The sequence below is a fragment of the candidate division KSB1 bacterium genome (genome assembly GCA_034506395.1).
GTDB lineage: Bacteria > Zhuqueibacterota > Zhuqueibacteria > Thermofontimicrobiales > Thermofontimicrobiaceae > Thermofontimicrobium.
This window is the reverse complement of the sequence record JAPDPQ010000002.1, coordinates 1-13405: the sequence shown is the minus strand read 5'-3', so window position 1 is coordinate 13405 and position 13405 is coordinate 1. Positions and strand designations below refer to the sequence as shown.

12 protein-coding genes are annotated in these 13405 nt (G+C 42.6%); all 12 read right to left on the bottom strand.

The window, feature by feature from the left end; genetic code table 11:
• Nucleotides 1–173: 173 nt before the first annotated feature.
• Complete coding sequence (locus ONB37_01560) at nt 174–1163, bottom strand: flippase-like domain-containing protein (protein ID MDZ7398827.1); 990 nt, start codon at nt 1161–1163, stop codon at nt 174–176.
• 184 nt (nt 1164–1347) lie between these two features.
• Nucleotides 1348–2052: a sugar phosphate nucleotidyltransferase gene (locus tag ONB37_01555; GenBank protein ID MDZ7398826.1), complete on the bottom strand. Its 705-nt coding sequence runs from the start codon at nt 2050–2052 to the stop codon at nt 1348–1350.
• A gap of 141 nt (nt 2053–2193) precedes the next feature.
• A complete protein-coding gene (locus tag ONB37_01550; protein ID MDZ7398825.1) occupies nt 2194–3183 on the bottom strand; it encodes a GDP-mannose 4,6-dehydratase in 990 nt (329 codons plus the stop codon).
• A gap of 328 nt (nt 3184–3511) precedes the next feature.
• Nucleotides 3512–4483, bottom strand: a complete 972-nt coding sequence (locus ONB37_01545; protein MDZ7398824.1) for a glycosyltransferase family 2 protein — start codon at nt 4481–4483, stop codon at nt 3512–3514.
• 89 nt (nt 4484–4572) lie between these two features.
• Nucleotides 4573–5574 carry a glycosyltransferase gene (locus ONB37_01540; GenBank protein ID MDZ7398823.1) on the bottom strand — a complete coding sequence of 334 codons (1002 nt, stop codon included), beginning with the start codon at nt 5572–5574 and terminating at the stop codon, nt 4573–4575.
• A gap of 202 nt (nt 5575–5776) precedes the next feature.
• Nucleotides 5777–6370 carry a glycosyltransferase family 4 protein gene (locus ONB37_01535; protein MDZ7398822.1) on the bottom strand — a complete coding sequence of 198 codons (594 nt, stop codon included), beginning with the start codon at nt 6368–6370 and terminating at the stop codon, nt 5777–5779.
• Nucleotides 6367–6675 carry a glycosyltransferase family 4 protein gene (locus ONB37_01530; GenBank protein MDZ7398821.1) on the bottom strand — a complete coding sequence of 103 codons (309 nt, stop codon included), beginning with the start codon at nt 6673–6675 and terminating at the stop codon, nt 6367–6369. The genes ONB37_01535 and ONB37_01530 overlap by 4 nt, the downstream gene beginning before the upstream one ends.
• 337 nt (nt 6676–7012) lie before the next feature.
• Entirely contained in the window at nt 7013–7984 is a 972-nt protein-coding gene (locus ONB37_01525) for a glycosyltransferase family 2 protein (GenBank protein MDZ7398820.1), read from the bottom strand.
• A 262-nt stretch (nt 7985–8246) separates the two neighbouring features.
• Nucleotides 8247–10016: a hypothetical protein gene (locus ONB37_01520; protein ID MDZ7398819.1), complete on the bottom strand. Its 1770-nt coding sequence runs from the start codon at nt 10014–10016 to the stop codon at nt 8247–8249.
• The gene (locus tag ONB37_01515; GenBank protein ID MDZ7398818.1) at nt 10013–10612 is read right to left on the bottom strand and encodes a metal-dependent hydrolase; all 600 of its coding nucleotides are present in this window, start codon (nt 10610–10612) and stop codon (nt 10013–10015) included. Before ONB37_01515 ends, ONB37_01520 begins: the two co-directional genes overlap by 4 nt.
• Before the next feature lie 96 nt (nt 10613–10708).
• Nucleotides 10709–11671, bottom strand: coding sequence for a glycosyltransferase family 2 protein (locus ONB37_01510; protein ID MDZ7398817.1), 963 nt, complete (start codon nt 11669–11671; stop codon nt 10709–10711).
• 125 nt (nt 11672–11796) lie between these two features.
• Complete coding sequence (locus ONB37_01505; GenBank protein ID MDZ7398816.1) at nt 11797–12855, bottom strand: polysaccharide deacetylase family protein; 1059 nt, start codon at nt 12853–12855, stop codon at nt 11797–11799.
• Between the last annotated feature and the right edge of the window lie 550 nt (nt 12856–13405).

Below are 13405 nucleotides of genomic sequence, written 5' to 3'. Positions count from 1 at the left end.
GTTAAGTACCACCAGCCACGGCATAGAGGGGTGAATTTGAGTTTTGAATTCGAAATCATCTTTAGCAATGAAACCAAAATTGAGGACGAAATATTTGGAACATACTTGGCATTATTTTCCTCTGAATTTGGCCCTTCACGTCTAAGATATCAATTTTCAGTGGTATTGAGTTCTCATTTATGGGTGACCACTGGGACATCGGAGATTGGCTCGGGTTGGGCATTCATCTTAAAAATCATCCGCATGATGCCATCAAAGCCATACAAAATAAGCAAACTCAACAGAGAAAATAAACGGCTCAACAGAACCATAATCACCGCAATTTCTCCGAGATTATAAAAAAGTTTGAACAGATACGCTCCAGAAATTTCTCGGACACCCAAACCGCCAGGCAATGGCGCTATCAAAACAATGATGTTGGTAAAAGCACCAACAAAAATTAAAAAATTCAACGGTAACCGGTACCCCAAACTCAGTAAGAGCAAATAGTCGCAAACAAACCAAATGAATAGTGCCACAATTGTGAGGGTGATGCTTTTGGCAATAATATCCGTTCTCTGCCGGGTTGATCGAAAAGCGATGGCCATATTTTTAAAGATGCTTGACGACGCCAGCTTGCTTTTTAATATCAAATAAATGAGAAGAGCTACAAGAATGCAAATAGGGATCAGCCAAATGTGCCTCCAATCCAAATTTTGTTGCAACAGTTGAATCAAAGATTTTAGATATCCTCCCAGAAAAACGGCAATCATGAGAAATATGCCGGTAATTGAGTAATCCAAGAAAACTTCTCCTACCAGAGATGGGATAGCACGAGAGATCGGAATGCCCTCAGCCTGTTTTAAGAAATAAGCTTTGGTAGGATAGCCAACTTTGCCTGGGGCAATTTGATTCAAGATGATCGCATTGACGGCAATTCGGAATACGGATCTTAATTGGATGTCAGATTTAATGGGGATTAGCAACAGATACCAGCGAATAATCATTAGCAATTGGCTAATGGTAAATAATGCCAATACTGCAACCAACCCCCAAATGCTGATGTTGTTTTTAATATCGACGACCTTGCTCCAATCGCTTTTTCGGAATAAAAAATAAAATCCAACGCCAATTAAGATCATCGTAAACAGATTGATCAACCTATTTAATCTTCTTGAGGTCATATCGTTTCCGCTTTGTCATCGTGATCATTAAATTCTCCCTCGATCATACTACTTTTAATTTCCCAATTTGCGATAAAGCTATTTGAGTCAATTGTGATGTTCGAGAGATTCCAACAAGAGATCTGGCCTCTATTCTCCGATGCATCGGCTCGACCAATTCGAAGAGCCATCAGGATGAACGAAGCTACGGGATGAATGTATTCTTGAGCTTTTCAAACTCTTCAACAGCGAGTTCGTAGTCCTCGCGGCGCCCGATGTCACGCCAATAGCCTTTGAAATGATAGCCGACGATCTTTTCGTTCGCTCGAATTAGGGCGAGGATCAAATCTGGCAAATCAAAATATTTCCTGAACGGAATATAGTTCATCACTTTTCGGTCGAACACATAAATCCCCATGCTCACCTGATAGGTGAGGGTCGGCTTTTCGATATAGTCAATAATTTGATGCTGATCATTGGTTTTAATGATACCCAGGTCGATCTTCACCTCTTTATCGTACATGGCAATCGTAGTAATCGCACGGTGTTGGCGATGAAATTGGATCAACTTGGTATAATCCAAATCCGAAAGGACATCGCCATTCATGACCAAAAACGTCTCATCGAGATCATTCACCAATGCCAAAGGACCGGCTGTTCCCAGCGGCAGATCTTCTCTGGAATATGAGATTTGCATGCCCCATTTGGAACCATTGCCAAAATAAGCCTCGATCAGTTCAGCCAAGTGTCCAACTGCCATGGTGATTTTCTTGAATCCAGCTTTCTTTAATTGGCGAATCACAACCTCAAGTATCGGCATGTCATTAATGGGCATCAACGGTTTCGGGAATATCGTCGTATAGGGCCGTAAGCGTGTTCCTTTACCTCCTGCTAAGATAATTGCCTGCATTCCATACTCCTTTTCAAAAATTTCAAATGGTTTTTTGAGAAATCCATCGCGCCTTCATCGTGCGGTCAATCAATTCATTGGTAAATTCGATGAATATCCAGAATTAGGCCGGCGTGTTGTAATGGCATTTCAGCGATCCGATTAAATGTTATAGATTTCTGGCTTGTAATGAGAGAGATTAGCGCGAATAAATTCGATCGTTTCTTTCAAACCTTCATCAAGAGTATAATTTGGTTTCCAATTCATAAAGGCCTCAGCTTTGGAGTAGTCGCAAATCAGCTTCATCACTTCGCTTTTTTCAGGTCTCAGCCGCTGCCGATTGGTCCTGACCTCGATGTCTTTACCGATGAGTGCAACGATCCGTTTCGCGAGCTCACCAATCGCGATCCCCTTGCCGTTTCCAATATTGATCACTTCTCCGATAGTTTTTTCCGATTCAGCGATCTTAATGAAGCCCATCACAGTATCCTTGACATAAGTGAGATCGCGAACTGGGTCAAGCGCCCCCAATTCGACAATTCGAGAGGTCAAGGCTTGGGCAATGATAGTGGGGATCACAGCTCGAGCGGACTGTCGAGGACCAAACGTGTTGAACGGTCGGAGGGTTGAGACCGGAAGATCAAACGAGCGATAGTAACTTTCGACAATTTTATCAGCGCCGATTTTGCTGGCGGAATAAGGGGATTGGCCTTGCAGCGGATGCCTCTCGTCAATCGGTGTATACATCGCCGTGCCGTAAGTTTCGCTGGTGGAAGTATGCACCACCCGATTGACATCCGCCCGTAAACATGCCTCCATGACATTGAGCGACCCTTTGATATTGGTTTCGACATAGGAGGCTGGTGCCACGTACGAGTATGGAATGGCAATGAGCGATGCCAAGTGAAAAACCACCGAGCAGCCAGCCACCGCTTTCTGCACCGAATAGGGGTCCTGAACATCCCCAAGGAAAATCTCAACCTGATCCAGGACATTCTTGGGTAGATATTCTAAATTTCCCCAATGATTGCGCGAGTTATAATGGACCAATACCCTGACTTTAGCGCCAAGCTCAACTAATTTTTCTGTGAGATGGCTTCCAATAAAGCCTGCGCCACCTGTAACCAGAACATATTCGTTTTGCCAATTCATCAATTGCTCCTATCAATTTGCATCTTGGGCGAAAAGCGATCGAACCATTCAGACAAAATTTTTCTTGCAGCGTACAACAATCATTGTCGCACTGAATTGAGATTGGTCATACTGACAAGAGAATCGCTGCCAGAGAGATAGAGGGGAATCAGGTTATACGGTAAGATGAATTGAATCCATAATTCATAAGCAGCAAATCCGCCATAACTCTCAAATTCAGCTTTTGGATTGATCAAACCCGAGGGATCTTCATTCTGCTAAGGTCATCTATCCATCCATCATCCATTTTTTCTCAGCCCGCAGAAAAGTTGCCCCTGCTTCCTGATATCTAATTTTTGCCGATCTTATCGCTTGCGTTCAGTTCCAATTTCTTGACTCGATAGAGCGTGTCCTCCAACAATCGGCGATTATCAGCAATAAGATCGGACAGCAAGCCAATAACCATCACCTGAAATCCAACAATGAACAATACTGCGGCGAGAATCAAAGATTGAATATGCCCCTGACCGCCATAAGGGGTGAATAGATAATAATAAAGGAATCGCAGCGACAGGATCAATCCGCCTGAGAATATTGTACCACCGATCAGGAAAAAAGTTTTGATCGGCTCATACATCATATAAATTCTAACGATGGTCGAAAGCGAGCGTCTAATATAACTGAACATGCTTTTGAACAACCGCGATTCGCGCAGCTTTTGGTTTGTCCCAACTGGCACATGACCGATGGCGATGTTCTTTTTCCCCGCTTGAATAATCGTTTCCAAAGTATATGAAAATTTCGAAACCACATTGATCTTCAATGCGGCCTCGCGACTGAATGCCCGAAAACCGCTTGTGGCATCGGGAACGTCGGTTCCTGAAACTTGTCGGACCACCCAGCTTCCCAGATGCTGAAGCCTTTTCTTAAGTGGACTAAAATGGGGTATCGTATCCACCTGACGATCGCCCACCACAATGTCCGCTCGACCACTCAAAATCGGTTCGATCAGTTTTTCAATATCTGACCCGTTGTACTGATTATCCCCATCGGTATTGACGATGATATCGGCCCCGAGGCGCAGGCTAGCATCCAATCCCGCTAAAAATCCTTCCGCCAGGCCTCTATTATTAATAAATCTCACAATATGATTAACACCATGGGATTTTGCCACTTCAACCGTTTGATCCGTACTACCATCATCAATCACTAAAATCTCGACCTCATCAACGCCTTTAATGTTTCTGGGAAGATTCTTAAGCGTAATGGGGAGCGTTTTTTCCTCATTGTAACACGGTATTTGAATAATAAGTTTTTTCATATACGATGAATAGATTTTAAAATTGCTAGGTTAATTGATCTATTCTAATCACTCAAATTCGCCTGAATCAATGTATGTTTTATTCTTGGCTATTCAATGATTGTCTCAATGTTATATTCTTTAATATCTGCCGCATGGGTAAAGATAATCATTTCCCCGATCAAACCCATAGCTATCATTTGAATACCGATGACCAACGATAAGGCCCCTAAGAGCAATAGCGGTCGTCCGGCAATCGAGCCATAGCCCAAAATTCGATAGAAAAACAGATAAGTATCTATAATTCCACCCAACAACGTCAAAACACCACCAACAAATCCCAAAAAGTGGATCGGCTTTTTTGAATATCTGGTAAGAAAAATAACCGTTAGAATATCCAAGCTTCGCTGCAAATATTCGCTAAGCGACTTAGAGATTCGAAATTTTCCAGGCAATTGGGCGATCTTTTCTTCTGTAATTTTATATCCCTGCTTTTTTGCAAGAATGGGAATAAATTGATTCAGCCCACCATAAATCTGGATATTTTCCAGCACGCCACGATCCATGACCAAGATACCGCTATTGATATCTTTCAAATTCAAACCAGAGATCATGTTGGTAATAAAATTGAAGCTCCGGGAAATGAATTTATTCAGTGCACCATCATGTCGTGGCGAACGCCAGCCGATAACCAGATCGTAGCCCTGTTCCAATTTTTTCAGGAGCTTTGGTAAATCCTTGGCATCTGGGCGAACTCGTGTGGTATAAAAGATGATCTTCCGTCCCGATGACAATTTATAGCCCGCCTCAAACGCCGATGCTTCACCAAATCGAGAACGCATCTTGATTAATTTGACATTCTCATATTTTTGGGCAATCTCGAATAACTGGGCATAAGTCCCATCTTCGCTATTATCATCGATTAAAATGATCTCGTATCTTTTGCCAAGGCTATCCAGCGTGGCTTTGGCTGCCTGGAAATATTCCTTGACATCATCTTCAAGATTATAAAATGTAATAATCGCGGAAAAAGCGATTTCCTGTTTATAAATCGTTTGGGTTTTGTGTTCTGGTTTCTTCTTAATTTCCACCAAATCTGTCGATGTTAACATGCCGTCGTTCCTAATTGAATAACTTTTTCAATGAAATTTAAAATTAATTTCACCATCCATAGCCTAAACAATCTCAGGATTTTTCTCTTCAGTCAATTGAAACAACATCATAGCCTAATTGCCCTAATTGTCTTTTGCGAGGTAATTTCATTACCGCTGTTAAAATACCTCCTAAAGAACAATTCAATTTGACCGAAAGGTCTCAGTTATCATTTAAAATTTCATTATAAATTTCAAGATATTTACGAGATACACTTTGCCATGAAAAATGTTCTCGAGCCCAAGAAATCGCAGCCTGGCTCATCTTTTTATGGGTTTCTATATCCGATAAGATCATTACTATTTTTTTGGCTAAGTCATGAGAATTTTTCGGTTCAGCTAACAATCCAACCTCAGGAGTGATCACATCTGGAATTCCTCCTACATTTGAGCCAACGACTGGGCACCCACACACCATTGCTTCCGCCAACACCACACCTTGCGTCTCAGTTTTTCCTTTGGAATCGACTATCGAGGGCAATACAAACACATCTGCATCAAGATAATAATCAGGAAGATCACTATTTTTCACCCAGCCCATAAATGTAACATGGTCCTCGATCTCCAGATCTTTCGTCTGTTGTTTCAATTGTTCCAACTCAGTACCAGCGCCGACGAGCACCAATTGAGCATCTGGCAGCTCAGCGATGATTTTCGGCATTGCAGTTAATAAATATCTGATTTCCTTCTTTTCAATTAAATAGCCTACAAATAAAATGATTTGTGTATCATCGGACCAACCGAATTGCTTCCTCAATTTGCCTCGGGGCCTAGAGTAAATTTTTCAATGTCAATCGTGCAAGGCAGCACACAATATCGTTTCGGCTGAATGACCTTCAGCAATGCATCCCGAGTGTAGGAGCTGTTGAAAATCATGTAGTCAGCTCTTTTAACGATGAGCTTGGTTAAAAACTTCATCAGCTTTCCAGAGGCTACCACGCGATACACATTGATCACTATCGGTTTCCGAAAAATTTTTCCCAGCGGAACTCCATGAATTCCATTTAAAATCCAATGAATATGAACAATATTAGCATCTTTAGCCCGACGAAAAGCTCGCAAAAAAAATTGAGAATAAAAAGAGGCAATTGAACCCTAGCCAAAGTGGATTGCCGCAAATTTGTTGGTATTCCCGCACCATACGCAAGCTTCTGCAATTTTCGAGGATAGAAATAGGAAAAACGATAAACTTTTATGCTATCCCAAACCTCATATTTAGGAATCCGATCATAATTGGGAGCTATCACACTGATATCCAATCCATGCTGTAATGCCAGCTTGCTCGCCATTTCAAAAATTGCGTTTCCAGCACCGCAGTAATCCCCTTTGAATCGGTGAAAAATCGAAGTCAACATGCAAATCTTCATTCATCATCCTGCAAAACAAGTATCATTCACCATTAGCTTAGATTCGATCTCGACTCCGCCCCAAATGAGGGTGATTGTGTCAAATAGATGCTTTTCCGCTTTCCAGTTTTGACAATCAAATCGGCAAGTAAACCCCAGACAAAAAATTGGGCACCAGTTGCTATGAATAAAAAGACCGATGTCAGCAAAATATTCACATCAACCAATGGCTTATTGAAAAGATACACGCGATATAAAATCCAAATGATTGATACGAATCCCCCCACTAAAAACCACGTACCTATTTTGCCGAAAAATCTCAATGGCATCTTCAAATATTTAATGAACAAATTCATCGCCATGAGATCGACGATGACTCGGAATGTGCGAGTGATATTGTACTTCGACTTACCAAATTTCCGTGCATGATGCGCGACGACCATTTCGGTAATTCTGGCTCCTTCGATCTTTGCCAATGCAGGGATAAAGCGATGCAATTCGCCGTACAATCGAATTCGTTTGATGATTTCAGAACGAAAAGCCTTTAATGAACACCCTGTATCGTGGAGTCGCACCCCAGTAACAATACAGATCAACTTATTGGCAATTCGCGATGGGATCTTTCGAATGACCAGCTTATCCTTGCGATTCTTCCGCCATCCGCTCACCACATCATAGCCTTCTTGCAATTTTTCCAACAATCGCGGAATATCCTTGGGATCATTCTGAAGGTCTCCATCCATGGCGAAGACAAACTCTCCCTTAGCTGCCTCAAACCCAGCGGCCATGGCTGCGGATTGCCCAAAATTGCCCCGAAACTTGATGATCTTTGCCCGTGGATTCTCGTCGTGGATGCCCTTTAAATGTTCAAAGGTCTTATCTCGACTCCCATCATCCACGAAAATGATCTCATAATTTTTGCCCAGCCCATCTAGTACTTCTCGGATTTTCTCATGCAACAGCCGGACATTTTCCTCTTCGTTATAAAGGGGAACGACTAATGATATTTCAATCTTATGCTCCATAAACAAATCGTATAGGCTGTATCTTAAAATTGATCGTGAAAATTTAACCCTCTTTGCGGCATTCTCTGACGATTGTCAAATTTGGCCCCTTCAGTGTTCACCTTCGTTGTGATCACAAACCAACATCGTGGCATGATTGGGCTAGGTTAAAGAAGGTGTCAGCAGCCGATCTCTATTTCTCTGAGCAAAATCGTCAATCTCGAGCGCGAGACAATAGACAATTCATCCCTATCGTGTTGACTTATTGGCGAAATCCAGCGTTTCAATTGCCCGCTTTTACATTCACGCCGCTCGGAGGATTCGGCGGATCATTATCCATTGCATTTGAATCCTCAAAGTAACGCCAATTGTTAAAGTCATATACCACCGTCTGGCCATGTTTGCGGATGGTCATCACGCGATTATTCCATTGCACAATCTTGTTGTTATGATGGTCGGTAGCCTCGAGCCTGGCAAAAGGATAGCTTCCATCAACATGATCGGGCGTAATAACAATCCCTTTGCTGGTGGTGAAGCGATTCAATTCTAACCGCGCATTTTTTTTAATTGCTGACCTGAACTCCGCAAACGAGCCATAATCCACTCCCAGAATGGCGACCTCAAGGCCAGCACAGGTGTTATTCATTTGAATCGCTATAGCCACCTTCCCTTCTCTGAAAAATCGCCAACCTTCTTCCTGCAACTGTTCATCGAAGCTGTTGTTACCGATTGCTATATGCAAATACGGTTTGCCATTTGGCACGATTAGCATGGCATTCCGATGCTGGTATCCTCCATCGCCGCCATCATAATATTCCGAAGATTCTGGGGGGCGCGAAAAAGGATCGTTCGGATCCGAATAGGGTTTGGCATTGATCCAAAGCATAAAGGGCTTTCCCTGAAGCGTTCCAGTACCATCTTCCGAATAGATATTCAATTGCCAATTGAACCCAGTGCCCATGTTGTAATATTTGGTCACATAACAATATGAGCCATGGTCTTTCAAATTGAAAGCCAAATTTGAAAATCGAGTGATATGGTAATAATCATCATTCTCATCACTTAAAATACCGATATCTTCAATCACTCGCGGTGGACGATAGCGGGTGACAAATACATCTGTTAAAGTTCGGTTATCACCTGCGGGTCGCCTGAGGCCCCAAAAGAACTGCCAATAGAATGAATCATAGCCATCCCAATAGGTTTGGATGTACATTCGTTTGTGCGGCCCACCCCAATGGTTGGCGCTGTAATTCAACACCGCGTCCAACAATAAGAAATCCAAAGTCATCTTCGCCTTGCGCTTCATGGTTGGATTAAGCGTAAAATCATATAATAGCGCCAGTGCATCAATGAAAGTCCGGGTATAATTCACCGACGCAAATTCCTGGTTCTTGCAGTTTTGACTCGTCCAATCATCAAAAGTCCACTGCAACCAATCGCCGCACAGATCGAGCACCCGATATTTGTTTCCGTTTCGATAAGTTTTACCCTCATAGGTGAACACTGGATAAATGTTATTTTCATCCCAATTATTCGGATAAGTCACTTCAATATCAGGCTCATAATGTTCGGCAAAAAGGTACATGGCCACATTGCCGCGCACTTGGCCATTGGGATTCGCTTGAAAAAAATCTTGCTCTTTAATCTTCTTTGAATAAAAATCTTTGATTTTTATTGCAAGTTGAGGATCAATTCCATCAAGCACATCCTTATACCCCAACAGAATCCGCAATAAAATTACCTTAGCGGGATGGGACTGAACGATCCAGCCGTTCTCCCAACGATCATCAGGATCGCCAGGGCTCATCAATAAATTGATTTCCTCAACGATCTTATCATCGTTTTTATGATTATTGTTTTCCAACCAGGCGAAGATACACTGCCGATAGCATCCCTTTTCTGATCCGTAACGGGCCAACCAATAGCGACCATCATCTTCGATGTAAGCGCGCTGGCGCGCATCAATGGTTGGCCCATCGAACTGAGCCATCAGGCCAGTCCAAAATCCCCCGAGGAAAATGATCATCATCAAATGTTTCAATTGTATCATTTTTGAACTCCTGTTCCATTTTGTTCAGCTTTTTTCTGCTTTGATGCCCATTTCCCTCGATTTGCATTTTTGAAATAGACAAGAATCAATATGGGAATTCCTATAAAAAGCTCGATTGCAATCGCTCTGAGATTATGATAATTAAATAAACTGATAAAAAAATCTCCGCTCTCTGAGGAGCGATAAACATCTAAAAATAAGGAGACTGGAGAGAGCAAATAACCCTTCCAAAATGGCCATAACAATTGCTCTCCATAAGGGAATCGAGTATCCACACCGAAAAAATCGGCCACCAAGTGGCTGAAATAAACCGCAGTAAACAAAATCGCATAGCGCCACCAACTGTACCTTTTTATCCAACCAATAAATAGCCCTGCTGATGTTCCAATAATTATGCCAAAAAACAAGCTGTGGGTAAAGCCATGATGGAATCGGGAAGGACTGCCCAGGATCAATCCAGGGATAAAATCGAGATCAGGGAAGATGCCGATGAAAAGACAAATCAAATAATCAAACCAATTGCGCTTTAATTTTTGTTGATTGACTCCTGAATAAATAGCCGTTGTTAATAACGAATGACCAATTGGAGTTGGCATAGTTTATTTTCTTGCTCATCATACATTATTCAATTTAAAAAGCAATCTCAAAAGATGAAATGGGATGCTTGGAATTTGATTCTTGGATATAGGAATTTATTTGGAAACAAAATTTTGGGTTTTGGGATTTTTAAAATCGCCTTTTAAAATTTGGTCCACTTTCTTATCATTGTTCCAGATCCCATCCCAGATGCCTCGGGCTTTGCCACGAGCGCCACCTAAATTGTTACCAGATAGGATATCTCGTAGATACATATATGGTAATCCGCCGATCGAGAACAGCAGGTATTTGGCCCATTGCAGCGGGGTGGCATGTTTTTTCATAAACCGAATTGCATTTCGAGCCGCTAGATATTTCTTTCGATAGGAAAATTGCTCGGCCGTGGCATGAGGCTTATGCCATACTTTCGCAAATGGATTGAACAGCACTTTATAGCCCGCTTTGGCCACCCGCACGCTCAAATCCGTATCTTCAAACCAATAGCCGATATAATCCTCATCGAACAATCCCACCTTTTCCAGCACACTTCTCCGAGCCAACAGCGCTCCGCCCCAGAGATAATCCACCGGCTCGATCTTATTGAATTGCCCCACATCTTTCTGATTATCGCCCCGACCACGAGACACATTCTGGGTCCAATCGATGATGCCGCCCGCCGAAAGGATGATGTCGGGCTTGCTGTAATCATACATCATGGCGCCAACCAGACCGACCATGGGATCACTTTCTGCCACCTCAACCAGCTTTGTCAGCGCATCCTTGGCCGCTACAATATCATTATCCTGCATATAAATATAGTCAGCGTCCGATTGCAGCGCCCGTCGCAGACCGATATTCTTGCCGCCGATTGCCCCATAATTTTTGTCATTTTCGATCAGCACCACATCAGGGTATGCCTCCCGAACTGCCTGTGCAGAGCCATCGGTCGAGGCATTATCTACCACGATAATTTCATAAGTCGGATACTCCAATTCCTTGATCGACCGCAGGCAATCCAGCAGCATTTCTTTTCTGTTCCAATTCAGGATGACGACTGAGACTTTTGGTTTCATTACCATTTAGTTATCCAAAAATTTAGCATTACAATTTCACATCCCCCTTGCCCCCCTTCAAAGGGGGGAATTTCCAACGTAGAAGTCCTCCTTTGAAGGGGGATTTAGGGGGATGTCCAGCTTATTCTAAATTAATATGTTGCTCCCTTTATCATCCGCCTCATTATCTTCGACAAAATCACCTTCCAAAATGCTTTCCTTCCATCACCAGGCAAACACCGCACAAAATCCCCGCTGATCCGATTCACCGTCAGAAAATCCTCGGGCAGATCATCGAGCTGGGGCACTTTTTTGATTCCGACGAACGAGGTTTTGTAGCCGACCTCTGCCAGCAGCTTCTGCGTCAATTTCGAAGTGATGTTCCAGGGACAAGCAAAATGCTGCACCGTTTTCCCTGGCATTTTTTTTTCGATGATCTGTTTTGATGCTTCCAGTTCTGCCCGAATTGCCGCTGCTTGCTCTTCAGAACTTTCAAATCTACCAGCGATAGCATCATTTTGCTGATAATCGTTAAGCCGATTGAACAATTTTTCCCGCCATGATTTGTCAGCAAAAAATTCTGTCTCGCCATTCTCCTGCACCAATTGTTGGCAAGCTCGCTGCACTTTTTCATCAGGCAGAAAGCGGCGATGATCGGAAAACCTCGAATCAAACTCAAAAATGGGGCTGCCCAGCGGCGGCATCTCTCCAAAACGGTCAACTCCATCGATCCGATAAACTGGCATATTCCATTTTTGCCTCCCCTTCATGCCAGGATGATAAAAATCGATTACCTTCGCCGATACAAAAATCGCTGGATGATGCATGGAATGGGATTGAATATCGACCAGCCCGCTCTGGTGCATCTCCCGAATCTGCTCCCAAGTGAGCATTCCCTCTTTGCCAACCCAACCAGGGATGATGAAATTGACCGCTTTCATCCTGTATTTTTTCAACAACGGGAAAACGACATCATAAAAACCTTTGTCCCCATCGTCAAAAGTCAATACAGCAGACCGAATCGGTTCGCCCACTCCATTTCTTTTGGCATGATAAAATTCATCGGCCGTCAGCGTGGCATAGCCATTCCTTTGGAGATGTTGCAGATGGGCTTCGAACTCCGCTGCTGAAATAAAGTGATAGCAGAACACAGGAATGTCTCTCAGGCTTTTATTTTTATAGAGAAATTCTGGATATTCTTTGTTTTTCAAGCCTGCGAAAAAGAGAAATAGATCTTTGATTGGGTTGTTGCCGTTTGATTGGATCATAATTTAATATAACAATTTTTTTGTTGCTATGCCATACATTAGCCGTTTAAAACCTGCCAAATTTTCCTCCCACAGAAATGCTATCCCACAGAATTTTTTTCATTTCTGTGGGACTTCAATTCTGTGGGAGAATATCTTTCAAAAATCCACCTGGCCGTCATCTGACGGACGGTCTCAGATATGCAAGAACGATCGAGAGAAACAAATAAAACAACCTTATCTTTTCATCGAGAACCTTAGTAACTCTTGGATTCGCCTTTTGTTTTACCTTATTGGTTTATTGCTTGCCCGGTTGGAATTTTTGATGCTGGCCTTGAATAAGGTAATAAGGTTTTGGGATTGGTTGCTATTCTCTGCTACTAAGTTTGGTATTGCAATAAAAAAATGGACAGTTAGTTAAGTTAGGCTGCTTTTTTTAAAACGGTATATTCGGCTGGTGTTTGATACCCCAACGCCGAATGCAGCCGTTGCCGATTATAAAATACTTCAAGAT

Excerpts from the sequence above, each read along its gene's own strand:
- ONB37_01560 (MDZ7398827.1), bottom strand. The coding sequence starts at position 1,163 with ATGACCTCAAGAAGATTAAATAGGTTGATCAATCTGTTTACGATGATC.
- ONB37_01555 (MDZ7398826.1), bottom strand. The coding sequence starts at position 2,052 with ATGCAGGCAATTATCTTAGCAGGAGGTAAAGGAACACGCTTACGGCCC.
- ONB37_01550 (MDZ7398825.1), bottom strand. The coding sequence starts at position 3,183 with ATGAATTGGCAAAACGAATATGTTCTGGTTACAGGTGGCGCAGGCTTT.
- ONB37_01545 (MDZ7398824.1), bottom strand. The coding sequence starts at position 4,483 with ATGAAAAAACTTATTATTCAAATACCGTGTTACAATGAGGAAAAAACG.
- ONB37_01540 (MDZ7398823.1), bottom strand. The coding sequence starts at position 5,574 with ATGTTAACATCGACAGATTTGGTGGAAATTAAGAAGAAACCAGAACAC.
- ONB37_01525 (MDZ7398820.1), bottom strand. The coding sequence starts at position 7,984 with ATGGAGCATAAGATTGAAATATCATTAGTCGTTCCCCTTTATAACGAA.
- ONB37_01520 (MDZ7398819.1), bottom strand. The coding sequence starts at position 10,016 with ATGATACAATTGAAACATTTGATGATGATCATTTTCCTCGGGGGATTT.
- ONB37_01515 (MDZ7398818.1), bottom strand. The coding sequence starts at position 10,612 with ATGCCAACTCCAATTGGTCATTCGTTATTAACAACGGCTATTTATTCA.
- ONB37_01510 (MDZ7398817.1), bottom strand. The coding sequence starts at position 11,671 with ATGGTAATGAAACCAAAAGTCTCAGTCGTCATCCTGAATTGGAACAGA.